The 24695-nt window shown below is 67.0% G+C and carries 29 protein-coding genes and 1 tRNA gene; 16 read left to right on the forward strand and 14 right to left on the reverse strand.

From position 1 onward, the window contains the following. Positions 1-2 precede the first annotated feature (2 nt). Positions 3-482, reverse strand: a complete 480-nt coding sequence (locus tag AC06G6_RS00125) for an FHA domain-containing protein FhaB/FipA (RefSeq protein WP_479825179.1) — start codon at positions 480-482, stop codon at positions 3-5. Beyond that, a complete protein-coding gene (locus AC06G6_RS00130) occupies positions 479-1216 on the reverse strand; it encodes an FhaA domain-containing protein (RefSeq protein ID WP_479825181.1) in 738 nt (245 codons plus the stop codon). The genes AC06G6_RS00125 and AC06G6_RS00130 overlap by 4 nt, the downstream gene beginning before the upstream one ends. 409 nt (positions 1217-1625) lie before the next feature. Here AC06G6_RS00130 and AC06G6_RS00135 point away from each other — a divergent pair. Further along, positions 1626-1708 (forward strand) — tRNA-Leu (locus AC06G6_RS00135). Positions 1709-1909: 201 nt separating this feature from the next. Here AC06G6_RS00135 and AC06G6_RS00140 read toward each other — a convergent pair. Both AC06G6_RS00140 and AC06G6_RS00145 read right to left on the reverse strand, forming a co-directional pair. Then, complete coding sequence (locus tag AC06G6_RS00140; protein ID WP_479825183.1) at positions 1910-2302, reverse strand: VOC family protein; 393 nt, start codon at positions 2300-2302, stop codon at positions 1910-1912. A 242-nt stretch (positions 2303-2544) separates the two neighbouring features. Beyond that, positions 2545-3234 (reverse strand): TetR/AcrR family transcriptional regulator, encoded by a 690-nt coding sequence (locus tag AC06G6_RS00145; protein WP_479825185.1) that lies wholly within the window; start codon positions 3232-3234, stop codon positions 2545-2547. A 184-nt stretch (positions 3235-3418) separates the two neighbouring features. On the opposite strand from AC06G6_RS00145, the gene AC06G6_RS00150 reads away from it, so the two are divergent. The 4 genes from AC06G6_RS00150 (at position 3419) to AC06G6_RS00165 (ending at position 7909) form a co-directional block, all read left to right on the forward strand. Continuing rightward, positions 3419-4819, forward strand: a complete 1401-nt coding sequence (locus AC06G6_RS00150; protein ID WP_479825187.1) for a flavin monoamine oxidase family protein — start codon at positions 3419-3421, stop codon at positions 4817-4819. A 45-nt stretch (positions 4820-4864) separates the two neighbouring features. Next, a complete protein-coding gene (locus AC06G6_RS00155) occupies positions 4865-5776 on the forward strand; it encodes a universal stress protein (protein WP_479825189.1) in 912 nt (303 codons plus the stop codon). After that, complete coding sequence (locus tag AC06G6_RS00160; RefSeq protein ID WP_479825191.1) at positions 5773-7296, forward strand: APC family permease; 1524 nt, start codon at positions 5773-5775, stop codon at positions 7294-7296. Before AC06G6_RS00155 ends, AC06G6_RS00160 begins: the two co-directional genes overlap by 4 nt. Before the next feature lie 130 nt (positions 7297-7426). Then, positions 7427-7909, forward strand: coding sequence for a pyridoxamine 5'-phosphate oxidase family protein (locus AC06G6_RS00165; RefSeq protein ID WP_479825193.1), 483 nt, complete (start codon positions 7427-7429; stop codon positions 7907-7909). Between the two features lie 10 nt (positions 7910-7919). Here the strand turns inward: AC06G6_RS00165 and AC06G6_RS00170 are convergent, their stop codons facing one another. Further along, on the reverse strand, positions 7920-8549 hold the full coding sequence (locus tag AC06G6_RS00170) for a hypothetical protein (RefSeq protein ID WP_479825195.1): 630 nt from the start codon (positions 8547-8549) through the stop codon (positions 7920-7922). A 157-nt stretch (positions 8550-8706) separates the two neighbouring features. Here AC06G6_RS00170 and AC06G6_RS00175 point away from each other — a divergent pair, with 157 nt between their 5' ends. Further along, positions 8707-9090, forward strand: coding sequence for a VOC family protein (locus tag AC06G6_RS00175; RefSeq protein WP_479825197.1), 384 nt, complete (start codon positions 8707-8709; stop codon positions 9088-9090). 53 nt (positions 9091-9143) lie between these two features. Here AC06G6_RS00175 and AC06G6_RS00180 read toward each other — a convergent pair whose 3' ends face one another. Further along, entirely contained in the window at positions 9144-9548 is a 405-nt protein-coding gene (locus AC06G6_RS00180) for a DUF5997 family protein (protein WP_479825199.1), read from the reverse strand. A 90-nt stretch (positions 9549-9638) separates the two neighbouring features. Between AC06G6_RS00180 and AC06G6_RS00185 the strand changes: the two genes are divergently transcribed. Next, on the forward strand, positions 9639-10391 hold the full coding sequence (locus AC06G6_RS00185; RefSeq protein WP_479825201.1) for a LysR family substrate-binding domain-containing protein: 753 nt from the start codon (positions 9639-9641) through the stop codon (positions 10389-10391). Positions 10392-10413: 22 nt separating this feature from the next. On the opposite strand, the gene AC06G6_RS00190 is transcribed toward AC06G6_RS00185, so the two are convergent. The 8 genes from AC06G6_RS00190 to AC06G6_RS00225 form a co-directional block, all read right to left on the reverse strand. Further along, on the reverse strand, positions 10414-10749 hold the full coding sequence (locus AC06G6_RS00190; protein WP_479825203.1) for a hypothetical protein: 336 nt from the start codon (positions 10747-10749) through the stop codon (positions 10414-10416). Between the two features lie 47 nt (positions 10750-10796). Continuing rightward, on the reverse strand, positions 10797-11018 hold the full coding sequence (locus AC06G6_RS00195) for a hypothetical protein (RefSeq protein ID WP_479825205.1): 222 nt from the start codon (positions 11016-11018) through the stop codon (positions 10797-10799). Between the two features lie 174 nt (positions 11019-11192). Next, the gene (locus AC06G6_RS00200) at positions 11193-12053 is read right to left on the reverse strand and encodes a phosphogluconate dehydrogenase C-terminal domain-containing protein (RefSeq protein ID WP_479825207.1); all 861 of its coding nucleotides are present in this window, start codon (positions 12051-12053) and stop codon (positions 11193-11195) included. Position 12054: 1 nt separating this feature from the next. Next, on the reverse strand, positions 12055-12870 hold the full coding sequence (locus tag AC06G6_RS00205; protein ID WP_479825209.1) for a sugar phosphate isomerase/epimerase family protein: 816 nt from the start codon (positions 12868-12870) through the stop codon (positions 12055-12057). After that, positions 12867-13688, reverse strand: coding sequence for a triose-phosphate isomerase family protein (locus AC06G6_RS00210; protein WP_479825211.1), 822 nt, complete (start codon positions 13686-13688; stop codon positions 12867-12869). The genes AC06G6_RS00205 and AC06G6_RS00210 overlap by 4 nt, the downstream gene beginning before the upstream one ends. Further along, complete coding sequence (locus AC06G6_RS00215; protein ID WP_479825213.1) at positions 13672-14142, reverse strand: ribose-5-phosphate isomerase; 471 nt, start codon at positions 14140-14142, stop codon at positions 13672-13674. The genes AC06G6_RS00210 and AC06G6_RS00215 overlap by 17 nt, the downstream gene beginning before the upstream one ends. Beyond that, entirely contained in the window at positions 14139-15896 is a 1758-nt protein-coding gene (locus tag AC06G6_RS00220; protein ID WP_479825215.1) for a dihydroxyacetone kinase family protein, read from the reverse strand. Before AC06G6_RS00220 ends, AC06G6_RS00215 begins: the two co-directional genes overlap by 4 nt. A gap of 111 nt (positions 15897-16007) precedes the next feature. Continuing rightward, positions 16008-17372: an MFS transporter gene (locus AC06G6_RS00225; RefSeq protein ID WP_479825217.1), complete on the reverse strand. Its 1365-nt coding sequence runs from the start codon at positions 17370-17372 to the stop codon at positions 16008-16010. 209 nt (positions 17373-17581) lie between these two features. Between AC06G6_RS00225 and AC06G6_RS00230 the strand changes: the two genes are divergently transcribed. From AC06G6_RS00230 to AC06G6_RS00270, 9 genes are all read left to right on the forward strand, one after another. Next, positions 17582-18340: a FadR/GntR family transcriptional regulator gene (locus tag AC06G6_RS00230; RefSeq protein WP_479825219.1), complete on the forward strand. Its 759-nt coding sequence runs from the start codon at positions 17582-17584 to the stop codon at positions 18338-18340. A 150-nt stretch (positions 18341-18490) separates the two neighbouring features. Beyond that, positions 18491-18793: an urease subunit gamma gene (locus tag AC06G6_RS00235; protein ID WP_479825221.1), complete on the forward strand. Its 303-nt coding sequence runs from the start codon at positions 18491-18493 to the stop codon at positions 18791-18793. 10 nt (positions 18794-18803) lie between these two features. Then, positions 18804-19133: an urease subunit beta gene (locus AC06G6_RS00240; protein ID WP_479825223.1), complete on the forward strand. Its 330-nt coding sequence runs from the start codon at positions 18804-18806 to the stop codon at positions 19131-19133. Then, complete coding sequence (ureC, locus tag AC06G6_RS00245; protein ID WP_479825225.1) at positions 19130-20875, forward strand: urease subunit alpha; 1746 nt, start codon at positions 19130-19132, stop codon at positions 20873-20875. Before AC06G6_RS00240 ends, ureC begins: the two co-directional genes overlap by 4 nt. Positions 20876-20894: 19 nt before the next feature. Next, positions 20895-21377 carry an urease accessory protein UreE gene (ureE, locus tag AC06G6_RS00250; RefSeq protein ID WP_479825227.1) on the forward strand — a complete coding sequence of 161 codons (483 nt, stop codon included), beginning with the start codon at positions 20895-20897 and terminating at the stop codon, positions 21375-21377. Further along, entirely contained in the window at positions 21358-22047 is a 690-nt protein-coding gene (locus AC06G6_RS00255) for an urease accessory protein UreF (protein WP_479825229.1), read from the forward strand. The genes ureE and AC06G6_RS00255 overlap by 20 nt, the downstream gene beginning before the upstream one ends. A gap of 29 nt (positions 22048-22076) precedes the next feature. Next, positions 22077-22694 (forward strand): urease accessory protein UreG, encoded by a 618-nt coding sequence (gene ureG / locus AC06G6_RS00260; RefSeq protein WP_479825231.1) that lies wholly within the window; start codon positions 22077-22079, stop codon positions 22692-22694. Positions 22695-22810: 116 nt separating this feature from the next. Further along, positions 22811-23641 carry an urease accessory protein UreD gene (locus AC06G6_RS00265; RefSeq protein ID WP_479825233.1) on the forward strand — a complete coding sequence of 277 codons (831 nt, stop codon included), beginning with the start codon at positions 22811-22813 and terminating at the stop codon, positions 23639-23641. Beyond that, positions 23641-24693, forward strand: coding sequence for a HoxN/HupN/NixA family nickel/cobalt transporter (locus AC06G6_RS00270; protein WP_479825235.1), 1053 nt, complete (start codon positions 23641-23643; stop codon positions 24691-24693). The genes AC06G6_RS00265 and AC06G6_RS00270 overlap by 1 nt, the downstream gene beginning before the upstream one ends. Positions 24694-24695 lie beyond the last annotated feature (2 nt).

A 24695-nucleotide genomic window follows, 5' to 3' on the forward strand; every position in this document is an offset into this window, starting at 1 on the left:
GGCTACGGCCTCAATTCAATGACCGTCTTGCCGATTCTCACGGGGACACCCAGCTCTACGGGCAGTGCCCTGGTGAGCTGCTGGTCGGCCAGGTAGGTGCCGTTGGTTGAGCCAAGATCCTCGATAAACCAGCGGCTGCCCTGCGGGAACAGGCGGGCGTGGCGGCCCGAGGCATAGTCATCCTCCAGCACAAGGGTGGCTTCCTGGGCGCGGCCCAGCAGGATGGGGCTCGCGGCCAGCGGGATCGTGGTGCCCTTGAGCGGGCCTTCGGTCACCACCAGTTGGCGGGGCTGCTGCTTGACGGGGGCTGCCTTTTCGGCCAGGGCAGGGTTCTTGCGGACCTGCCGGGCTGTGGGGGCGCCCGCTGCTGCCTTGCGTCCGATCATGAGGTCGCGTCGCATGGCGGCAACGATGCTGAAGATCAGTACCCACAGGAGCAGGAGGAAACCGAAGCGCAGGGCCGTGATGGTTAGTTCGCTCATCGGCGGCCGCCTGGGCTGGCGGGCAAAAGTCGGAAGATGATCTTGGTCCGTCCCATTGTGATCGTGGAGCCGTCGGTGAGTTCCGAGGAGCCCACGATCTTGTGGCCGTTGACGTAGCTGCCGTTCGTGGAGCCCAGATCCACGGCCTGGGCAGTGCCCGGTCCCGTGCGGATCTCCAGATGGCGGCGGGAAACGCCGGTGTCGTCAATAAGGATGTCTGCTTCCGAGGAGCGTCCCAGCACGATCGCCGGCGCGTTCAAGGAGTAGCGCTGCCCGTCGATGTCCAGCACAGGCTGCATCCGGGAAGGCTGGCGAGTTGGCGCGGCAGGCATTCCGGGGTGGGCGGGCGCGGACGGGGATGCGGTCTTTTCGGTCCGGGATTTGATCTCGAAGTCCCCGGCGCGGCGGTCCCCGTCGCGGCGGAAACTGATCCGGACGGGACCCTGGAGGGTGTAGCCCTGGCTGCGCACGTGGTTGATGACCACGTCGCAGAGTTCCTCAGCCAGCGGGGTGCCCCATTCCTGGGCCCGCGCGAAGTCGTCGTCACTGAGGAGGACGTCAAAGACGTTGGGGGCAAGGGTCCGTCCCGCGGCGATCGTGATGGCCTTGTTGTCGACCTCGCGCCGGAGGTGGCTGGCGATCTCGACCGGCTCGACCTGGGCACGAGAACCGGTGGAGAAGACTCCGCGGACGGCCTTTTCGATGCCGCGCTCGACTTTGTCCAGCAATCCCATGGTCCTTCTCCTTTCGTGACGGCTGCAGGGCAGCATTCGTTCCGGAACTCGGTTTCCCACATCTGCGGGAGCCCGCTGTTAGCGGGCACTCCTACATCAGATACTACTGGGCGAGTCTGGGAATGGCCTTAATGCGCGTCGCCACCCCGCGCCGGGAAAGTGCGCCGGACCGGCCCTGACGTGCACGGACGTCGGCTCGCTGCGCCCGCCGGAGACGGCGTCCAGGTGGCGCGGTGGGGTCCTGGTCCCGGTGGTGCCGGCCCCGGGATGTCCGGCGCGTAACGTCCGGGTCTGTCCCGCCCGGGAGGCCGATTGGTGTTTTCCCGCTGTTGTCCGTTATGCTTGATCTCGCTGCTTTTACGAGGTTCACGGCCCGATTCTGGACCGAGAACCATGTGGAAGAAGTTGCGCGCGAGTGGCGGAACGGCAGACGCGCTGGCTTCAGGTGCCAGTGTCCGAAAGGGCGTGGGGGTTCAAATCCCCCCTCGCGCACGCAAATGAAAGAACCCTGGGAAATCAATGATTTCCCGGGGTTCTTTTGTTTACCCACGCGACTCCCGATCATGCAACCGCCGTGGGTGGCCTGTAAGCACGGTAATCAACATGCCTACATCGAATCTCGCAAGCGCAAACACTGCGTCACAGTGTTCCTCGTTCCTCCGGGAAATCACGCCCGGAGCTCGGAGTGTCCCCTCAAGCCGGTGGCGCCCAGCTCTGCAGCTCGATGGCGTTGCCCTCAGGGTCGGTGACGTAGCACCAGGTGACCCGGCGCCCGTCAGCTGTCGTGAGCGTAACGACTTCGCCGACGGAGCTTCCGCCCTCATCGAGGACGCGGCGTCGAGCGGCGTGGACGTCCGTGACCGCAAACGCAATATGGCGGAATCCCGGCCGGTCGATGCCCACTTCCGACGCTCCGTTCGTCGATGCGAATGTGTAAATCTCGAGCGTCGGGCCGTCATCGCCATGCCCGGGCAGGCGGAGATGCACGCCCTGAAGGGCAGCGTTCGGAACGGCGGTGCCGCGCTCGAGGTCGTGCCCCGAGTAGTCGCGCTCCGGCGGGACCAGTGTGCATCCGAAGAGACGCACGTACCAGTCGGAGAGGCGGCGCCAGTCGCGTGCGATCAGATTCGTGTGCCCATATCGGGCGCCATCGATGGGCCTACTTGCGTGACCATTCATGGACGCATCGTACTCACTGCAGGCCCCGGAATGAAGCGGTGAAACGGCCGCTGCGGCCTCCCTCTTCCCCCTGCCTGCACCGTGAGGCGTTCTACGTAAGGTTTGAGACATGCCTTACGACGTGAACGAGCAATGCTGCCCGCAGCGGGTCAGCCGCGGAGCGTCCCAAAGCGTGCGATCATCGCCTCCAGGCCCAGGTTAAAGGCGACGTCGGCGGGCTTGTCGTAGCCTTCCAGGTCCTGCTGCTTGACGGCCGCGGTGAAATTCGGCGTCGAGTCCGCCATGCTGCCGGAGTCAAAAATGTCCGCAGGAGCCGTGACGTCATAGGCCGAGCCGAAGATGAAGGACTCCAGCGCCACGATCGCGGACACGATCAGCCCCTGCGGGAAACCCGCACGGCTGAACCCCGCGCTGACGGCCTCATACATGGCCAGCGTCTTGGGGGCGTCGGTCACCGGGAGCACGGCGATCACCGGGATCAGCGGCGTGTGCTTGGAGAACACGTCGCGGTAGCTCCAGGCCCAGCGGCGCACGGCCTGGTCCCACGGTTCGGCCTCGAAGTTGGACACATCAACGAACGACGTCAGGTGGTCCTGCACGAGTACCAGGACCTCGCGTTTGGACGAGACATGGTTGTACAGGGCCGACGGCGCCACGTTCAGCGTCCGGGCTAGGGCAGCCATCGTGAAACCGTCATAGCCGCTCTTCCCGATGAGCTGCAGCGCCGCAGCCGTGATGCCGTCCAGGTCGAGGACGGCCGCCGCGGGCCGGCCAACCCGGCGGCGCGGTTTCGCGTCGTGGCGGTGCGGATCGGCTGGGGCGCTGGTTGGTGCCGGCATTGCTGGCCTTTCTGCGGGCGGTGTCCTGGATGCTCCATTGTGCCCCTACTTTACGGGCACTTTCCCGGCGAAATTTAATGCTCAAGACGTCTTCCCTGATGCTTCCGAAGGGTCTATAGTCTATCGTAAATGAACGGCATTCATTTAGTGGTCCGCATCACTCAGCGGCCACAGAGAGGACATCATGCTGGAACTTGACCGCGACGTCGTCATCGTCGGAGCCGGCCCCGCCGGGCTGACCGCAGCACGGGAGCTGAAGAAGGCCGGCCTGAGCGTGGCCGTCCTGGAGGCGCGCGACCGTGTCGGCGGCCGCACCTGGACCGACACGATTGACGGCGCCATGCTGGAGATCGGCGGCCAGTGGGTCTCCCCGGACCAGACCGAATTGCTGGCCCTCCTTGACGAGCTTGGCCTGCAGACCTACTCCCGTTACCGCGACGGCAAATCCGTTTACATCGGCTCCGACGGCAGGCGCACCCTCTACGCGGGTGACACCTTTCCGGTCAGCGAAACCACCGCCGCCGAAATGGACAAGCTCACCGCCCTGCTGGATTCCCTCGCCGCCGAGATCGGCCCCACCGAGCCGTGGGCGCACCCCAAGGCCCGCGAGCTGGACACCATCTCCTTCCACCACTGGCTGCGGGAGAACTCCTCGGACGAGGAAGCCTGCAACAACATCGGGCTGTTCATTGCCGGCGGCATGCTGACCAAACCCGCCCACGCCTTCTCCGCACTGCAGGCAGTGCTGATGGCCGCCTCCGCCGGCTCCTTCACCCACCTCACCGACGAGGACTTCATCCTGGACAAGCGCGTCATCGGCGGCATGCAGCAGCTCTCCCTGCTGCTCGCCGCCGAACTGGGTGACGACGTCGTGCTGGACAGCCCGGTGCGCACCATCAACTGGACGCCGGCCTCTCCAGGAGGAGAGACAGCCCACCAGGTGACGGCTGTTTCGGAGCGCGCCACCGTGAAGGCACGCTTCGTCATCATGGCCGTACCGCCGAACCTCTACTCCCGGGTCTCCTTCAACCCGCCCCTGCCGCGCCGCCAGCACCAAATGCACCAGCACCAGTCACTCGGCCTGGTCATCAAGGTGCACGCCGTCTACAGCACCCCGTTCTGGCGTGAGGACGGACTCTCCGGAACCTGCTTCGGCGCCGGCGCCTTGGTCCAGGAGGTCTATGACAACACCAACCACGACGACACCCGCGGCACCCTGGTCGGCTTCGTCTCGGATGAGAAAGCCGATGCCATGTTCGAGCTCAGCGCCGAGGAACGCCGCCGGGCCATCCTCGAATCGATGGCAGGGTTCCTGGGGGACAAGGCCCTCGAGCCGGAGGTCTACTACGAATCGGACTGGGGCTCCGAGGAGTGGACCCGCGGCGCCTATGCCTCCAGCTACGACCTCGGCGGACTGCACCGCTACGGCAAGGACCAGCACGCCCCGGTCGGCCCGATCTACTGGTCCTCCTCGGACCTCGCTGCCGAGGGCTACCAGCACGTCGACGGCGCGGTCCGGATGGGACGCCAGACGGCGGCCCGGATCGTCGCAGCCGCAGACCGCAGCTCCGTGGCCTCCCATTAGCCCGGACCTCCCACCCAACCCAACAGTTCAGAAAGGATCGGCCAGATGCGTTACGTAGTGGGGTATTCAGCCAATGCCAGAGGCCACGATGCCGTCAATCTGGCCGTATCGCTGGCACGCGGCCGCGGTGCCAGCCTGGATCTCGTCCTGGTCGTGCCGGAAATCCAGCAGTTCGGCGCCGCCCATGCGCCCAAGGCAGGCTTCGAGAACCTGCTGCACGAGCAGGCACGCCAATGGCTCGATGAGGCCCTGGCGCTGGTCCCGGACGACGTTCCGGCGCAGTCCCACATCCGCAGCGGCGACTCCGACGCCCAGACGCTGATCGAGGCGGCCGAGGAACTCGGGGCGGACGTCCTGGTCGTCGGGGCCACCAGCAGCGGACTGTTCAAGCGGTTCACCATCGGTTCGGTGGCCAGCGCGCTCCTTCACGCGTCCACGGTTCCCGTGGCCCTGGCACCGCATGGCTACTACCGCCAGGAAGCCCTGACCCGGATCAGCTGCGGACTCGGCACCCGGGCGGGAGCAGAGAAGCTGCTCGACTTCGCCATCGGCATGGCGGCGAACCGGGCGGTCCCGCTGCGCGTGGTGTCGCTGCTCGCGCTCGACGGCGGCGACTCAACTGCCGCTGCGGCCGCCCGAGAATACGCGGAGAAGACCGTCGCGGCAGCGGCGCCCGTCAGCCCGTCGGGCGTCCAGCTCGCGGCCAAGACGGAGGTCGTCGTCGCGCAGGGCCGGAGCATCGAGGAGGCCGTGGACGGCCTCGACTGGGAAGACGGCGAGGTCCTGGTCATCGGGTCGAGCCGGCTGGCCCAGGGCCGCTCCATCTTCCTGGGCAGCACGGCCAACCGGATCCTCCGCGCCCTGCCCGTGCCGATGCTCGTGGTGCCAAGCGGCTACGAACTCAAGCACCAGAACCACCCAACGTCGAATGACACGTCAGGAGAGGCACCCCAATGAGTACCGAACACGTCGCGGCCAAGGCCTCGCACGACACCCACGCAGGACTGAGCGCCAAGGGCCTCAAAGCCGGATCGGTAGGCCTGATCGGCGCCGTCGTCATCGGCGTGTCCTGCATCGCCCCGGCGTACACGCTGACCGCGGCCCTGGGCCCGACGGTCGCCGAAGTCGGCGTCCAGCTGCCGGCCATCTTCCTGGTGGGCTTCATTCCGATGCTGCTCGTCGCGTTCGGCTACCGGGAACTGAACAACGCCATGCCCGACGCCGGAACCTCCTTCACCTGGGCCTCCCGCGCCTTCGGGCCCTGGATCGGCTGGATGGGCGGCTGGGGACTGATCGCCGCGACGATCATTGTGTTGTCCAACCTGGCCGCCGTGGCCGTGGACTTCTTCTATCTCATGCTGGCCCAGCTGTTCGGCAACCCCGAACTGGCTGACCTGACCCTGAACCTGCCGCTGAACATCGCCACCACCCTGGTGTTCATCGCGCTGGCCTGCTGGATCTCCTACCGCGGCATGGAAACCACCAAGGGCGTGCAGTACGTGCTGGTCGCCTTCCAGCTCTTCGTGCTCGGCTGGTTTGCCGTCGCCGCCTTCAGCCACGTCGCCAACGGCACTGCTTTCGATGCGACCGCGATCAGCCCCGAGTGGTTCAACCCGTTCGCCGTCGAATCCTTCTCGGCCTTCGCCGCCGGCGTCTCCCTCTCGATCTTCATCTACTGGGGCTGGGACGTCACCCTGACCATGAATGAGGAAACCCGCAACCCGGAGAAGACCCCGGGTCGCGCGGCCACCGTCACCGTGCTGGTCATTGTGATCATCTACATGACCGTCGCACTGGCCACGCTGTCCTACGCCGGCATCGGCCAGGAAGGCCTGGGCGCCGGAAACCCGGAAAACCAGGGCAGCATCTTCGCTGTTCTCGCCGGACCGGTCATGGGCCCGTTCGCCATCCTGATGTCCCTGTCCATCCTGAGCAGCTCGGCCGCGTCCCTGCAGTCGACGTTCGTCTCACCGGCCCGGACCCTGCTGGCGATGGGCCACTACAAGGCGCTGCCGAACAAGTTCGGCCGGATCAGCCCTACCTTCAAGTCCCCGAGCTACGCCACCATCGCGGCGGCCATCGCCGCGGCGGGGTTCTACGTCATCACCCGGACCACGTCCGAGAACGCGTTGTGGGACACCATCACCGCACTCGGCATGATGATCTGCTTCTACTACGGCATCACCGCCCTGGCCTGCGTCTGGTTCTTCCGGAGCGAGGCCTTCAGCGGGGCACAGGCATTCTTCTTCAAGTTCCTCGCCCCGCTCCTGGGCGGCGTCATCCTGCTGGTGATGTTCGTCAAGACCGCCTATGACTCCATGGACCCGGCCTACGGTTCCGGATCATCCGTCGGCGGCGTTGGCCTCGTGTTCATCCTGGGCATGGGCGTGATCCTGCTGGGCGTTGTGCTCATGCTGGTCATGGCCAAGCTCCGCCCGGAGTTCTTCAAGGGCAAGGTCCTGCCCACAGGGTACTAAGCCCGGGTACCAGGTCCGCACCAGACCGGGAAGGTCCTTCTTCCGCTAGCCACTGGAAAGTAAGCAAACTTACCAATAGGCTGGCGGGAGGGGGACTTTCCCCCGTTCGGAACCAGAACGAGGTGACAGCATGTCGGACGCAGAAAACATCAGCAAAGTTACGGACATCATCAACGATTCGCGGATCGGGATGTTCACTACCGTCAACGAATCGGGCGCACTGGTCAGCCGGCCGCTGGCCGTCCAGGATGTGAAGGACGACGGCGACATGTGGTTCTTCACGTCCGCCAACACTTCCCAGGTCGCGCATGTCCGGGCGCACCCGCGCGTCAACGTCTCCTTCGGCAAACGCACGGAATGGGTGTCCGTGGCCGGAACGGCCGAAGTTGTCACCGACCGGCAGAAGATCCACGAACTCTGGAACCAGATGGTCGAGGCCTGGTTCCCGGACGGCCCGGACACCCCGGAGGTGGTCCTGCTGCGCGTCGATTCCGACTCCGCCGAATACTGGACCAGCCCGGGCGGAACCGCAGCGACGGTGCTGCAGTGGGTCAAGTCGAAGGTCACGCACAGCCGGATGAGCGTGGGCGAGAGCGGCACGGTCGAACTGTAGGTCCCGGCTTTCAGCCCTTGGCCGGATCCACCCTGGACAGTCCGGGCCGGGCCGGAGTGTTACGGCCGACACCGGCGGCCCGTTCGGCCTCGGCGAGGGCCTGTTCCAGCTGATCAACCGCGGGGGCATAACCGGCGTCCGTCCCGCCACGGAGCTGCTCGGCGGCCTTCATAGCCCGGATCAGGGCGGCCGTCTCCGGCTGCCGCGGGTCACTCATGGCGGGATAATCGATGCTGTGTGCAGGGTCCAGTTCGTAGCGCTGCCACCGGGCCAGCGCGCGGCGGTGCCGGGCCGCGGCTGCCTCGTTGCTGGCCGCGATGTCCCGGGAAACCCGGCGGGCCTCGCTCCGGCTGAAAACCTTGGGAGTCCAGAAGTAGGAGGCGGCGGCAGCGGCAACGGCGAGGACACCAAGCAGCAGTCCGGCCCACGGTGCCGCCAGGGCGGGAAGGATCACTGCCGGCGCCACGATGGCGAGTCCGGCGAAGACGTCCCAGAACACGGCATCCGGCAGGCCATCGCTGGCGGCGGCCACATGCTTGCGGACGAGATAGACCGAGGCTCCGGACGCGCACACGACGACGACGGCCAGGGCCAGCAATTGCCACAGCGCGAAGGGGGCGGACTCGAACAGGGACGGCATTCCAACACCTCCAGGGATCCGGCCCGGACGGGCGCGGTTCCGCTGATTCCATTGGAATCCATTGAAGGCGGGCCGTCAATGGTCCCGGAACTGTGCGGGAGCCCGCGGCGGCGGGACCGGTTCACAGCGCGGTCGGTCCCGGCGTAGCCTAGGGCGCATGCGACTGAAAATGTGCAGTATCCACGTCAAGGACCCCGCCGCCGCTTTCGAGTTCTACACCGGAATCCTGGGCTTTGAGAGCCTCCTGGCGATGCCGGAGCACAATCTCTACATCGTGAAGGACCCGGCCGGGTCCGGCGGTGGATCGGTCGGGCTCCTGCTGGAGCCCAGCGACAACCCGGTGGGGGCCGCCTACATGAACGGATGCCACGACGCCGGGCTGCCCGCGATCGTCCTGGGCGTGACCGATGTCCGGGCGGAGTACAAGCGGCTCGCGGGCAAGGGTGTGATCTTCCAGGGCGAACCATCCGTGGGTCCCGGCGGCACCACGGCCGTGTTCGACGACGGTTGCGGCAACTTCGTCCAGCTCCACCAGGACTGAGGGCGCCAACCCCCCCGGGGGGGGTCGGGGGCGTGCCCCGAAGGCAGCCGCGGCTACTCGGCCGCGGCGCGTGCCTGCTTGGCGTCCTTCTTCGCAGCCTCGTCCTTGACCCGCTGGGCCTCGGCGCGGACGGCAGCATGGGTGGAGCGTTCGGCGACCAGCCACGCCGGGGGAGCCTGCAGCAGCGCGGTGATTTCCGCCGTCGTCAGCGCTTCCTCGACGCCGCCGCGGGCCAGGCCGCTGATGGAGACGTTGAGCTTCTGCGCGACCACCGGGCGGGGGTGCGGGCCGTTGCGGCGCAGTTCGGCGAGCCACTCCGGCGGGTTGGCCTGGAGCTCGGCGAAATCGGCGCGGGTGATGACCGAATCCTGGAACTCCTGGGGTGTTGCGGGCAGGTAGATGCCAAGCTTCTTGGCAACGGTGGCCGGCTTCATGGACTGGGAGTTTGCAGAGGTCATGCTTCAAGGGTATCCGGCCAGAGGCTGGCTGGGCACCGGCACTGAACACTGACACCCGCCATGCGCCCGGCCGGGCGGTACTGTGAACATGTGTCCGCAGCAGAAGAAACACCCCAGACCCCCGACGAAACCGCCGCCGTCCCCGCCGAAGATGCAGTGCGGGAGCTGCGGTTTGCCTACGTCGCCGGCGTGACGCCCGGCAAGTGGACCCGGCGCTGGGAAGAGCGGATGCCCGATGTTCCGCTGCGCTCCTTTATGTCCGAGGAGGGCGCCCAGCTCAGCGTGCTGCGGGACGGTTCCGCGGACCTGAGCTTCGTCCGGCTGCCGGTGGACCGCGAAGGCCTCAGCGTTATCCCCCTCTATGAGGAACAACCCGTGGTGGTCGCACCCAAAGGGCACGAGATTTCCGTGTTTGAGGAGGTGCCCTTCGCCGACCTGTCCAACGAGACCTTCCTGAACGTCGCCGAACTCGGCGGACCGGAGATGGCCCTGCATGTCGTGGCCTCCGGGGCCGGCCTGGTGATCCTGCCGATGTCCGTGGCCCGCCACTTCAACGTCAAAGGCACCGTGGCGCGCCAGCTCACCGGGGCCCCGACGACGGAGATCGCCGTGGCCTGGCCCAGCGACAGCACGGACGAAGTGATCGAGGAGTTTATCGGGATTGTCCGCGGCCGGACCGCCGCGAGCTCCCGCCAGCCCTCCGCCCAGCAGGAAAAGCCCAAAAAGGAACCGAAGCCGGACCGGCGCGGTCCCGCGGTCAAGAAGCCCAAGGTGGCGCAGCGCTACGCGCCCAACCCGGACAAGGGCCGCGGCAAGGGGTCACGGAAAAAGGGCAAGCGCTAGGACGCTTCCCGGCACGGAAGGGCTACTTGGCGCAGGCGTCCTGCAGGGCCTTGACGGAATCGGAGGGAACCTGGTCGCCGGATTCGGCGATCTCCCGCAGCGGCGTGGTGATCTCCGCGGGCACACCCGCCGTCTCGGCACCGGCGACCAGGCCGCCGAGCAGTTCCTTGTCCTGGACACTGACCAGGCCGTCATCGACGAGCGTGCAGGCCTGCTTCTTCACTTCACTCCCGGCCGCCGTGGCAACCTGGGAGGCGCCGTCGCTGACGGCCTTGTTCGCGGCGTCCTGCACCTGGCCGCAGCCCGTCAGGGCGATCATGAGAGTGGCGGCGGACAGGGCGGCAAGGCGGAGTTTCATGCCTCCACCCTAGCAAGCGCTCCTGAGCGGAAGCTGGCCGCGGGCCGTCACTGGAGGAACCGGAACGCCGTCCAGGGCCGTGCGGTCAACAGGCATTGATCGTCGTGGACGGCCCCGAAAGCGGCGCTGCGCCGTGCTGAGGCAGCCCGGAAAAAGGCCGGAGCGCCGCACGCGATACACGCCAGGCGTCGGCGGCGGGCGCTCCGCCACTGCTCGTCCTTGCGGCTGAACTCCAGTGCATCCAGATCGACGTTGTCGACGAGGCTCATGGCGCGCTTCATGATCGGGCTCCGAAAAAGGGTTTGGGCCGGCACAGTCTGGTTTTCAGTGGCGGGGCCCTGGGCGGGTGGTGGACGGTGTGTCCCACACCCGTCCCGGCGTGCCGCACCTTGACGACCCGGACCTCGTGGGGAGCCGGAGGCCGGGCCGTCACATTCTCGGACTTAGCGCTTGACGGCGTCCAGCTTCAGCATCTTGGCGATGACGCCATCGAGCTCGGAGTCGTCGAAGATTTTCTTCCAGTCGTCCTTGATGATGGTGTCCTTGCCGTACTGGATGGCGATTTCGCAGGCCTCCGAGAACGGGTTGGAGCCGCGGAGGGCGTTGGTCAGGGCGATCTGCACGTGGCCGAACAGCATGGCCTTGGCGGCTTCCTCCGGGACGCCGGCGGTGTGCACGGTCTCGTGCAGCGCCTCGTTGAGCAGGGTGCCGATCATGCAGGCCACAGTCTCCACCAGGGTGGGTTCCAGGATGGCGAGCTGCTTCACGGTGACCCAGTGCACGTCGATGACGGGGGCGTAGATGGTGCGGATGACTGCTTCGGCCGATTCGCGGGTCGCTGCGGCCGTGTCCTCGTCGATCGCGGCGACCACGTTCTGCGGTGCGCCTTCGCCGCCGAAGGTGTCGGCCCATTCCTCCTTGGTGGTGCGCTCCAGGAACACGGAGGGGTGGCAGGGGTGCGCCACGGCCTGGACAACGTCGTCGCGCTTTGCCAGCAGGCCGGCGTAGGCGGCGGCGGGGTCCAGGGTGAGCAGGATCGCGCCGGCCTTCATCTGGGGGACAACACCTTCGGACACGACGCCGAGGACGGTGTCCGGGACGGCGAGGATCACCACGTCGGCGCCCTTGACGGCGTCCTCAGTGGCGGTGATTTCGCGGCCCTCGGCCTGGATGCGTTCCTGGCCGGCGGGGGAGTTCTCGCTGTAGAAGACGGTGTGGGCGCTCTTCTGGAGGTTCCGGGAAACGCGCATTCCCATTTTGCCACCGGCTCCGATGACGGCGACGGTCAATTGTTCTGCTGACATTTCACTTGCTCCTTAGGAATTCGATGCTTTGCTGGGTCCACTGGTTTTCGAGGCGGATGGTTTCCGCGTCGGAGTCCTGCCACGGCAGCCAGTGTTCGACGATCTGGTTGATGTTTCTTTCTTTGGGCTGGAACTTCCCGGCCATGTAGTCATAGTCGAGAAGGCCTTCGCCGAGGGGAGCGCCGGAGTACGTGAACCCGACCCACCCCTCCTTGCGGCTGAACGCAAAGTCTTTGATATGCATGTTGAGGACGTACGGGGCGACGGCGTCAATCACCTCACGGGGCATCTCCAGTGCCGCGACCGTGTTGGCCGGGTCACTGCAGATGCCCAGGTGCGGGCTGTCCACGCGGCGGATGACCTCCAGGATGCGGGAGGTGGGCACCTGTTCGTAGGTTTCCACCGCGATCTTCACCCCGGCGGCCTCGAATTCCGGCAGGACCTCGGTGAAGATCGCTGCCGCTTCGTCCGCTGTCGGGGCGTGGCCCGGGACGTTGAACATGGTCCGCAGCAGGGGAGATCCGAGGATCCCGGCGAAGTGCAGGAACTTGCGCAGGTGCTCCGGGCGGATGCCCTTGGTGCCGAGCTCCAGGGAGATGCCCAACCGGTCAGCTGTGGCGCGGACGGCCTTGAGTTCCGCGTCGGTCATGGCCTCCAGCGGGACGTAATCGCAGATCTGGAAGAGCTCCACGCCCAGGGCCGCGGTCCGCTCCAGCGCCTGGTGGATACTGAGCGGACTGGAGACCTGGTCCGAAAGCTGCCAGAAAAAGGCGTAGCTGCTCAGGCCTATGCGTGAGCCCGGTCCGATGCCGCTCATGCGGCCACCTTCTGCGCGGCCAGCCGTGCCGTGGCCTCGTCCAGGATGGTCTTGAGCGCCTTCGGATCGTGGGCGAAGCGGCCCAGGAACAACCCGGCGACGGCGGAGCCCAGTTGGGTGATGAGGCCGGGGCCGGCGCTGCCGCCGTAGATCACCCGGCTGTCGGCCTGGCCGGGCATGGAGCGCAGGTGTGCGTCCAGTCCGGTGATGACCGCGCTGATGTACTCCGGCGTTGCGGGCTCCGGGGCGCCGATGGCCCACTGCGGCTCGTACGCCACGATGGTGCGGCCGGCCGGCCCCAGCGACTGCGCGCGGTTAAGGGCGGCGTCGATCTCCGCGGAGCAGCGGGTGACGGCCTCCTCCACGGAACCCTGTTGCCGTTCGCCGACGCACAGGACGGGGGTGAGGCCGTTACGGTAGGCGGCGGCGGTCTTGAGCCCGATGATCCTGTCGTCCTCGCCGAAGATCCGGCGGCGTTCGGCGTGGCCCATTTCGGCGTACCGGCCGCCCAGTTCAGCAACGGTCCTGCCGCCGACCTCTCCGGTGAACGCGCCTTCGTCTTCCCAGAAGATGTCCTGCGCGCCGGCAGCTGCTCCGGCGGTCCCGAGGATGCGGGCCGCCTCGGGCAGGACCGGCAGCGTGGGCAGCACGAAGAGTTCGATGTCGCCGCTCCGGACTGCCGGGTGCGCGGACGCGATGGCGGCCACTGCGCGGCAGTAGTCGAGGGTGCGTGCGTAGCCGAAGTACATCTTCAGGCTGACGCCGATGATGGCCTGGGGTGAGGCTGTCCCGCCGGCGGGGTTAGCAGGAAGTGACACCTTCATAGTCCTTAATCAGGGTGACTTTTTCGGCCGAGGCGGAGGTCTCGTCGAAGGTGTAGGTGAGCCATTCGCGGGCGAGCCGGCGGGCCAGTTCCAGTCCAACGACGCGCTGGCCGAAGGTGAGGACCTGGGCGTTGTTGCTCAGGACGGAGCGTTCCACGGAGAAGCTGTCGTGTGCGGTGACGGCGCGGACGCCGGGGACCTTGTTCGCGGCGATGGCGACGCCGAGCCCGGTGCCGCAGACCAGCAGGGCGCGGTCGGCCTTGCCGGCGGCGATGAGTTCGGCGGCGGCGATGGCCACGGACGGGTAGGGGGTGTGGCTGGTGGCATCGACCCCGACGTCGGTCACGGATTCGACCAGGTCGGAGGCCTCGAGGTCAGCTTTCAGGGCTTCCTTGTACTCGAAACCGGCGTCGTCGGCTCCAACGACCAGGCGCAGTTTGGCGCTCATGCTTTCTCCTTAATGGTGGTCCGCTCGATGAGCGTGTTGTGGATGGCTCGGACGATCAGCGCCATGGATACCGCTCCGGCGTCCGGGATGCCGAGGCTCTTCTCGGCGTGCGGGCGGGCCCGGCCCATCAGCGGCAGCAGCTGTGCGGTGTCGTCGGCAGCCTGCTGCGCGACCATTGAGGCGGCGCCCCAGGCCTCGGTGAGGGACCGCCCGGCATTCACGCCGGATGCGAGGGCGTCGCGGAACGGGACGAGGACATCCACCAGGGTCTTGTCCCCTGGCTTGGCCTTGCCGAACTCCATGATCGCGGCCGCCGCGCCGGCGACTCCGGCGGCGACAGCTTCGGCGTCGGGGGCTTTGGTGTCCCCCACCGTGTCCCCGACGGCCCGCAAGGCCATGCCCCAGAGGGCGCCGGAGGTGCCGCCGGCCTTGTCGGCCCAGGCGTCAGCGGCGAAGTGCAGGGTGGTGGCGGCACCTGCGCCGCGGACGACGGCGTCACGGGCCGCGTCGACGGCGGCGCGGACGCCGCGTTCCATGCCGATGCCGTGGTCGCCGTCGCCGGCGATGGCGTCGAGCCGGCCGAGTTCGTCGGCGTTGGCCTCCACTACGGCCTTCGCGGCGCCGAGTGCGGCGAGGATGAGGACGGCACCGGCGCGGGATTCTTCGGAGGCTGCCGGGATCGAGGCTTCGGCGTCGGCGAGGTCGGTGAATTCGGTGGTCTCGAGGGCCGCCGCGGTGACTGCGCCCCGGCGGAAGGCCGGGGCGTCGGCCGGAGCGTTCCAGAGGGTCTCAAGTTCGTCGTCGAGCCAGAAGAGGGTGAGGGAGGTGCCGGCCATGTCGAAGCTGGTGACGAGTTCGCCCACCTGCGGGTCCACCGCTTCCAGGCCGGCCTCGGCGAGGAGCTGGGCGACGCGGCGGTAGACGACGAAGAGCTCTTCGTACTTGACGCTGCCGAGGCCGTTCAGGATCGGGACAACACGCGGTCGGGCAGCAGCGCCGCCGGCCTCGAGCCCTTCGGGGATTTCGGTGAGGAGCTTGGCCACCAGCAGCTCGGCGAGCTGGTCGGCCGTCGGGATGTCCGTCTCGCCGATACCGGGTTCACCGTGGATGCCCATGCCGACGGCCATGCGCCCCTCCGGGACGGAGAACAGCGGGCGGTCCGCACCCGGGAGGGTGCAACCGGTGAAGGCGACGCCGAAGGACCGGGTGCGGTCGTTGGCGCGCTCGGCGGTGGAGACGACGTCGTCCATGGAATAGCCGGCCTCGGCAGCTGCGGCGGCCACCTTGAAGACGGTGAGGTCGCCGGCAATGCCTCGCCGCTTGGACCGTTCGGCCGGCGGCGCGGAGGAAACGTCGTCGGTGACGGCGATGCTGCGGCAGTCGATGCCGTCCTTGCGGAGGCGGTCCTGGGCCTGGTTGAAGTGGAGCACGTCGCCGGCGTAGTTGCCGTAGCCCAGGAGCACTCCTGCGCCGTTATTGGCGGCTTTCGCGACGTTGTAGACCTGCTGCGCGGAAGGGGAGGCGAAGAGGTTGCCCATGGCGGCGCCGTGCGCCAGGCCCTGGCCGACCAGGCCGGCGAAGGCCGGGTAGTGGCCGGAGCCGCCGCCGATCACCAGCGCCACGGTGTCCGGGGTGCTTCTGGTGTTGCGGACAACGCCGCCGGAGACGCGCTTTACCCAGCGCCCGTGGGAGGCGGCAAAGCCTTCGATCATCTCGTCAGCGAAAGCTGCTGGTTCATTGAACAGGCGGGTCATGGGGGAGCTCCTGGGCCTAACTGAAAAGGGAAAGTCGGTTGGGGGTGTGACGGCGGGCGCGCTGGGGGTGGTGCGGGGACGTCCCCGGGTGAGGGGGACGCCCCCGGTCTGTTACGGCTCGGCGTGGTGTCCGGCCCCGGCAGGGTCCAGCGCTTCGGCGGGGACGCCGTCGCTGACCTTGCCGGAGCGGCTCAGGATCACCATGAGGACGGCGGAGAGAAGCATGAAGCCGCCGACGACGAACATCGGAACGGTGTAGCTTCCCGTGAGGTCCTTGAGCCAGCCGGTGACGTAGCCGGCGCTGAAGCCGGCCAGGTTGCCGATGGTGTTGATCAGGGCGATGCCTGCGGCTGCCGCCGCACCGGTGAGGAACTGGGTGGGGACCGTCCAGAAGTTGGGCAGCGCCGCAAAGATGGACATCGCCGTGATGGTGATGACAGCGATGGTCGCGGCCGGCGAACCGGCGAACAGGGCCAGCGGGATGCTCAGGCCGCCGATCAGGGCGGGCAGGGCGATGTGCCAGGTCTTGACACCGCGCTTCGTGGCGTCCTTGGACCAGAAGTACAGGGCGAAGGCCGCGGGCAGGTACGGGATGGCGGTGATGAGGCCCTTCTGGAAGACGTCGAACTTGGTCCCGTATTGGCCTTCGAAGCCGGCGATGATGGTGGGCAGGAAGAACGCCAGAGCGTACAGGCCGTAGATGAAGCCGAAGTAGATGGCGGACAGCAGCCAGACCCTGCCGTTGGTGAAGACCGTCCGGACGCTGACGTGCTTGTTGTTCGCCGAGGTTTCCTTCTTTTCGGTCTCAAGGGCGTTGGTCAGCCAGGTCTTCTCGTCCGGGGTCAGCCATTTGGCCTTGGCCGGGGAGTCGGCGAGGTAGAACCAGGCGATGATGCCGACGACGATGGCCGGAATCGATACTCCGAGGTACATAACGCGCCAGCCCTCGAGCCCGAAGAGGCCCTCCTGCTGGATGAGGAGGCCGGCAAGCGGTGCACCGATGACGGTGGTCAGCGGCTGGGCCAAGTAGAACAGGGCCAGGATCTTGCTCCGGTGCCGCGACGGAACCCAGAGACTGAGGAAGAGGATGGCGCCCGGGAAGAACCCGGCTTCGGCCACACCCAGGATGAAGCGGAGGACATAGAGCTGCTCCACACTGCTGACCCAGGTGAACAGCAGGGACACAATGCCCCAGCTGACCATGATCCGGGCCAGCCAGCGGCGGGCGCCGAACTTGTGCAGGGCCAGGTTACTGGGGACCTCCAGCAGGATGTAGCCGATGAAGAAGACGCCGGAGGCGAAGCCAAACTGGGCCGCCGAGAGGCCGAGGTCCGCGTTCATGCCGTTGGGGCCTGCGAACGAGATGGCCGTGCGGTCCAAGAAATTGATGAAGAACATCAGGGCGACAAACGGCACCAGCCGGTACGCCACCTTCTTAATTGCAGATCTTTCGACCACCGATTGTGTGGTGTCCACATTGACTCCTAGATATTGGTTTTCTGCGGCTCCCTGCGCTGGAGGCCTGCCGGTTTCGCCCGGTTACTGGTGCCCATGCGGGCCGCGATAGCTAAAGCGTGTGATTAAAACCATAGGCTTCCCAACCTAAATTGGTCAACCGGTTGACGAGTTGTTTCTTTTGCGGTTTGGCTCGGTTCAACCGGTCATCCGGTTGTTACCCTTGGACTGTGTCTGCCACCTCCGCCGCTTCGGCCGCCAAAATCAGCGCCGCCCTCGGCTCCATGGAGCAGGGGTCGGTTGTCTCCGAGGTGGCCGAGCGACTCCTGGGCTACTTCACGAGCGGGGAGATCGCCGCCGGAACACGGCTGCCCGGCGAACGCCAACTTGCCGCCTCGCTGGGCGTGGGACGCTCAGCCGTCCGCGAAGCGCTGGCGGCCCTGGAGATCCTCGGCATCGTGGTGGTCCGGCCCGGCTCCGGCACCTATCTCCGGGACGGCATCTCGGAACTGCTGCCGCGCACACTGAGCTGGGGCCTCATGCTCGGGGAACCTCGAACCCGGGAGCTCGTGGAGCTCCGCGGAGGCCTCGAAGTCCAGGCCGGCCAGCTCGCCGCGGCCCGCATCACGGACGAAGCGCTGGCGCGCCTGCGCGGCTATCTGGACGCTATGGAAGCCAACCTGGATGACCTTGCAGCCTTTGTGGAAGCCGACGCCGCCTTCCACCGCGAAATCGCCGAAAGTTCGGGGAACAAGGTCCTGGCCGAACTCCTGCAGAGCATCCGCTCACTGCTGCGGATCTGGGTGGACCGCGCCCTGACCGACGAAGGGCATGCAGCGGCCGCCCTCGACGAACACCGGGAGATTTTCACGGCGCTGGAGCGCCGCGACGAGGCGGGAGTGACTGCGGCCATGCATTCGCACATGGGCACCGCGGCCCGCCGGCTCCTTGCCGGTTACGACGCGGAACGGAACGACCCGCAGGGCTGAAACCCATCGCCCGGGACGCGCCGCCGCCGTCGGTGTCGGTTGGACGCAGTTCGTGACGCAAGGGAAACCTGCAGGAAATGTTCCCCGTCTACTCTGGCAACACCGCGGCGCCGCCAGGCCCGTGACCGCCGGTGTTGAAGGGATCCCGTCATGCATCTTCTGCCCCGTGAGCAGGAAAAGCTCATGATCGTGGTCGCGGCCGACCTCGCCCGCCGGCGCCAGGCGCGGGGGCTGAAGCTGAACTTCCCGGAGGCGGTGGCCATCATCAGCTACGAACTGATCGAGGGCGCCCGGGACGGCAGGACCGTGGCGGAGCTGATGAGCTACGGCACCACCGTGCTCCGCCGTGACGACGTCATGGAGGGCGTGCCGGAGATGATCCACGACGTCCAGATCGAAGCCACGTTCCCGGACGGCACCAAGCTCGTCACCGTCCACGACCCGATCCGATAGGGGCACCGAGATGATTCCCGGAGAATACGTCCTGGGCCCCGAGCCCGTGCTGGTCAACGCCGGCCGGGAGGCGGTCGACGTCGCGGTGACCAACACCGGCGACCGTCCCGTGCAAGTGGGCTCGCACTTCCACTTTGCCGAAGCCAATGCCGCCCTGACGTTCGACCGACGGACCGCCTACGGCCGGCGCCTGGACATCCCGGCGGGAACGGCGGCCCGCTTTGAGCCCGGGGACAGCAAGACCGTCCGGCTGATCGAACTCGCCGGCCGGCGCGAGGTCTTCGGCCTCAGCAATGCGGTCAACGGAACGCTTGCCCCGATTGAAGGAGCACGCAAATGAGTTTCGAGTTGTCCCGCCGGCAGTACGCGGACCTGTACGGGCCCACGACCGGGGACTCCATCCGCCTCGCCGACACCGAACTTTTCCTCGAAATCGAGAAGGACCTTACCGTATACGGCGAGGAAGTGGTCTTCGGCGGCGGCAAGGTGATCCGCGACGGCATGGGCCAGAACGGCCAGGTGACTCGCGAGGAAGACGTTCCGGACACCGTAATCACCAACGTTGTCATCCTCGACTACACCGGGATCTACAAGGCCGACGTCGCGCTCCGGGACGGCCACATCTTCCGGATCGGCAAGGCCGGCAACCCGCAGATCGCCGACGGCGTGGACATCGTCATCGGCGCCAGCACCGAGATCATCGCCGGGGAACGGAAGATCCTGACCGCCGGCGGGGTTGACTCGCACATCCATTTCATCTCCCCGGACCAGGTCCCCGCGGCCCTGTGCAGCGGCGTGACCACCATGATCGGCGGCGGCACCGGCCCCGCCGAGGGCACCAAGGCCACCACCGTCACCCCCGGCAAATGGCACATCCAGCGGATGCTGCAGGCGGCCGAGGGGCTCCCGATCAACATCGGCCTGTTCGGCAAGGGGCACGCGTCCGCCGTCGAGCCCCTGGCCGAGCAGATCCGCGCCGGCGCGATCGGGCTGAAAGTCCATGAGGACTGGGGCTCCACAACGTCCTCGATCGACACCTCGCTGAAGGTCGCGGACCGCTACGACGTCCAGGTCGCCATCCACACCGACACCCTGAACGAGTGCGGCTTCGTGGAGGACACCATCCGGGCCATCGACGGGCGCGTGATCCACACCTTCCACACCGAGGGCGCCGGCGGCGGGCACGCCCCGGACATCATCAAGATCGCCGGGCTGCCCAACGTCCTGCCGGCCTCCACGAACCCCACGCTGCCGTACACACGCAACACCATCGAAGAGCACCTGGACATGCTCATGGTCTGCCACCACCTCAACCCGGACATCCCGGAGGACGTGGCATTTGCGGACTCCCGCATCCGCGCCGAGACCATCGCCGCCGAGGACGTGCTCCAGGATCTGGGGATCTTCGCGATCACGTCCTCGGACTCTCAGGCCATGGGCCGCGTGGGCGAGGTGGTCATCCGCACCTGGCAGGTCGCGGACAAGATGAAGAAGCAGCGCGGAGTGCTCAAGGATCCGGACGGCGGTATCCACGGCGCTGCGTCCGGCCTCGGCGCGGAGAGCGACAACTTCCGCCTGAAACGCTACGTGGCGAAATACACCATCAACCCCGCCATCGCGCAGGGCATGGCGGACTCCATCGGCTCGGTGGAGGTCGGAAAGTTCGCGGACCTGGTGCTCTGGGACCCGGCATTTTTCGGGGTCAAGCCGGAACTGGTGCTCAAGGGCGGGCAGATCGCCTACGCGCTGATGGGGGACGCCAATGCCTCCATCCCCACGCCGCAGCCGCGCACCATGCGGCCGATGTTCGCCGCCTACGGCAAGGCCCTGCAGCAGTCCTCCATCACTTTCCTCTCCCAGGCCGCCGTCGACGCCGGGGTCCCGGCGGAGCTGGGACTGGAGAAGGTCATCCGGCCCGTGTCCGGCATCCGCAGCCTCACGAAAGCGGACCTCAAGTACAACGGCGCCACCCCGGACATCGAGGTGGACCCGGAAACGTACCAGGTGACGGTCGACGGCGAGGACGTCACCTGCGAACCGTCCGATGTGCTGCCGATGGCGCAGCGCTACTTCCTTTTCTAGGCGTCCAGAGGAGACAGGAATGATCATCGACAAGGTCCTCGGCAACACGCACGATGTTCCCCCGGGTCCGGACCCGTATGCCGGGCTTCACCGCGAAAAGGTCGTGCTCCCCAGCGCCCAGCTGGTCAAACGCGTCCAGCGCGTCACCACCGACCATGGCAAGGAACTGGGCATCCGCCTCCCCTCCGGTTCCGGGGACCTGCGCGACGGCGACGTCCTGCACGTCGCGGAGGCCAACATGATCGTGGTGTCGGTGCTACCCACCGATGTCCTCGTCATCGCGCCGCGCTCCATCCACGAGATGGGGGTGGTGGCGCATTCGCTCGGCAACCGGCACCTGCAGGCCCAGTTCTTCGAGACCTCTTCTGAGTACGGTGCCGCCGTGATGGTCTGCCAGTACGACCACACGGTGGAGGACTACCTCAAACACGTCGGAGCGCCCTATGACCGCCAGGAGCGCGTGATGCCCGTCCCCTTCCGCCATGCCGAGCACTCCCACTAGTCCGGCGTCCTACCAGCTGGCCCTGCACCAGCTGTGTGATTCGGCGCTGCCCACCGGGGCGTTCGCGCACTCGCTGGGCTTTGAGACCTACCTTGACCGCGGGCTGGTGCACGACGAGGAGTCGTTCGGGGTGTGGCTGGCGGCGTTCGTGTCACAGCCGCTGAGCTATTCGGACGCGCTGGCCATCCGGTTCCTCTACGAGGATGTTCCGGTTGCTGAACTGGATGCCTTGCTGACGGCCCAGCTGCTGCCCCGGCAGCTGCGCGAGGCCAGCGTCAAGATGGGCGCCCGGCTCCTTGAGATCGGCGCGGAGATCTTTCCGTCCCCCGAACTGGCGGAGTACCGGGAGCTGGTGGGTACCGGCCGCGCCGCCGGCCACCAGCCGCTGGCGTTCGCCGTCGTCGCGCGTTCCCTGGGCGTCCCGCTCCCCGAGGCCCTCGCCGCCTACCTGTTCGCCGCGGTCACCTCCCTGACGCAGAACGCCGTCCGGGCCATCCCGCTGGGGCAGAACGCGGGCCAGCGGCTGCTGCGGAAGGCGGCCGACGACGTCGCAGCCGCAGTCACACGCGCCGGCAGCCTGGACCGGGCCGACTTTGGTGCGGTCAGCCCCGGCCTCGAAATTTCGCAGATGCGGCACGAGCGCCAGCGTGCCCGCATGTTCATGAGCTAGCCGCAAGAGAAATATGTCTGGAGAAGAATATGTCTGAGCCCATCAAAATCGGCATCGGCGGCCCGGTGGGCGCCGGCAAGACCCAGCTCGTGGAACGCCTCACCCGCCACATGAGCCGGGACATTTCCATGGCGGCGATCACCAACGACATCTACACGATCGAGGACGCCAAAATCCTGGCAGCCAACGGAATCCTCCCGATCGACCGGATCATCGGCGTGGAAACCGGCGGCTGCCCGCACACCGCGATCCGCGAGGACACCTCCATGAACACCGCGGCCATCGAGGAGCTCAAGCAGCGGCACCCGGACCTGCAGGTGATCTTCGTGGAATCCGGCGGGGACAACCTCTCCGCCACGTTCAGCCCCGAACTCGTGGACTTCTCCATCTACATCATCGACGTGGCCCAGGGCGAGAAGATCCCGCGCAAAGCCGGCCAAGGCATGATCAAGTCCGACCTATTCATCATCAACAAGACCGACCTCGCGCCGCACGTCGGCGCGGACCTCTCCGTGATGGAGCGGGACTCACGCGAATTCCGGGGCGAAAAGCCGTTCTGCTTCACCAACCTCAAGACCGACGAAGGACTGGAACGGGTCATCGAATGGATGCGGCGCGATGTCCTGATGCTTGACCTGGCGTCATGACGGCGATTGTGCGGGCTCCGGCGGCTTCGCCGGATTTGGGGCCGTGCCCGCTTCGCGGTGCCCGCCACGCCGCGGCCCCAAAATCCGGCCTCGCCGCCTCAGCGGTTAAGTCGCCGATGGGGGAGCTCGAACTCGTCGTCGCTGATCGTGGAGGCAAATCGGTGGCAACGCATCAGTACCACCGCGGGGCCTTGCGGGTTTTGCGGCCGCATTACCTGGATGATTCGGGGCAGGTTTGTTATGTCGTAGTGAATCCTGGCGGGGCGTATCTGGGGACCGATCTCTACGTCATCGATGTTGAGGTGGCGGACGGGGCGAAGCTGCTGCTCACGACCCAGTCGGCCACCAAGATCTACCGGACGCCCGGCTCCTTTGCCGAGCAGCGGATGCGGCTGCGGCTGGGGGAGGGGTCGCAGCTGGAGCTCGCCCCGGATCAGCTGATCGCCTACCGCGGGGCCAGCTACCGGCAGAACACGCACATCACCCTGCACCCGACGTCGTCCCTGGTCATGTCCGAGGTCATCACCCCCGGCTGGTCGCCGGACGGCGCCTCGTTCCGTTACGAGGAACTGCGGCTCCGGACCGAAATCCGGGTCGACTCCGGGGGGAAGAGCGGACTGCTGGCCCTCGACAACCTGCTGATCCGGCCCCCGACGCACGATGTCACGGGGATGGGGTTCATGGAGGGTTTCAGCCATGTGGGGTCCCTTATCGTGGTCGACCGGCGCGTCGACCAGGCCCTCGCGGATGAACTGCACGTGCTGACGGGCGGGAATGAGGCCTACACGGGAGTCTCATTAACTGCCACAGTTGATGGCATCAGCGGTCTGGTGCTCCGGTCCCTTTCGAACAGCACCGAAGAACTCAACCGGCTCCTGGGCGCCTGCAGCGCCCTGCTCCGAAAGCGGTGGCACGGCACGGCGCCCCTGGACCTAAGGAAATACTGATGACCACGTTGACCGGAGTCACCGCCCTGTACCGCCGGCGCGAGCAGCTCCCGATGCGGACCCGGCTGTTGGTCACCTTCGGTGCGGTGCTGGCCCTGCATGCGGCCGCCGTCGTGCTCCTGCTGGCCGGTTTGGTGACGGCCGGCGAGCCGCTGGCGCTCGGCCTGGTGCTGACTGCCTACCTGGCGGGCATCAAACACAGCTACGACTGGGACCACCTCGCCGCCATCGACAATTCGACCCGCAAGTTCGTGGCCCAGCGCCGGGATCCGGTGAGCGTCGGGTTCGCCTTCAGCCTGGGCCACAGTTCGGTGGTGATCCTGGCGGGGATCCTGGTGGTCGGCGGCGCCGCGATGATGGGCCAGCTCATGGAGGACGGCAGCACCGGAAACCTCGTGCTGGGGCTGATCGGCAGCGGCGTCTCGGGGATCTTCCTGCTCGCCATGGGGCTGTTCAACGGATCCGCCTTCATCCGGACCGCGCAGGCCTACCGCAGCGTGCAGGGCGGCGGAGCGGTGCGGGAGGAGGACCTGGAGGCGAAGGGATTTGTGGCCCGGCTGCTGGCCAAACCCCTGTCCCGCGTCCAACGGCCGCGGAACATCTACGTCATCGGCTTCCTCTTCGGACTGGGTTTCGACACGGCCACCACCATCGGCCTGCTGGTGATGGCGACGGCCGCATCGCTCGCCGGGGTCTCCCCGCTGGCCCTCCTGGCGCTTCCGCTGGCATTCACCGCCGCCATGACACTGTGCGACACCGCCAACGGCGTCGCCATGATGCGGATGTACAGCTCCGCCATCCACAATCCGCGGCGCACGCTGGGCTTCAACGCCCTGATCACCGGCATCTCCGCCGTGTCGGCCCTGGCCATTTCAGTCATCACCTTGGGCGGTTCCTTCAACGCGGCCTTCGGACTCGAGGATCCCGTGACCAGCTGGCTGGGGGAGATCGACCTGGGCGAGGCCGGGCTGCTGCTGGTGGCGTGCCTGCTGACGGTCTGGACAGTGGCCTCCGTGCGCGGGCGGCTGGCCATGTCACGTCGCGGGGCCTAGCA

It is taken from the genome of Arthrobacter sp. CJL-S3 (assembly GCF_056711635.1).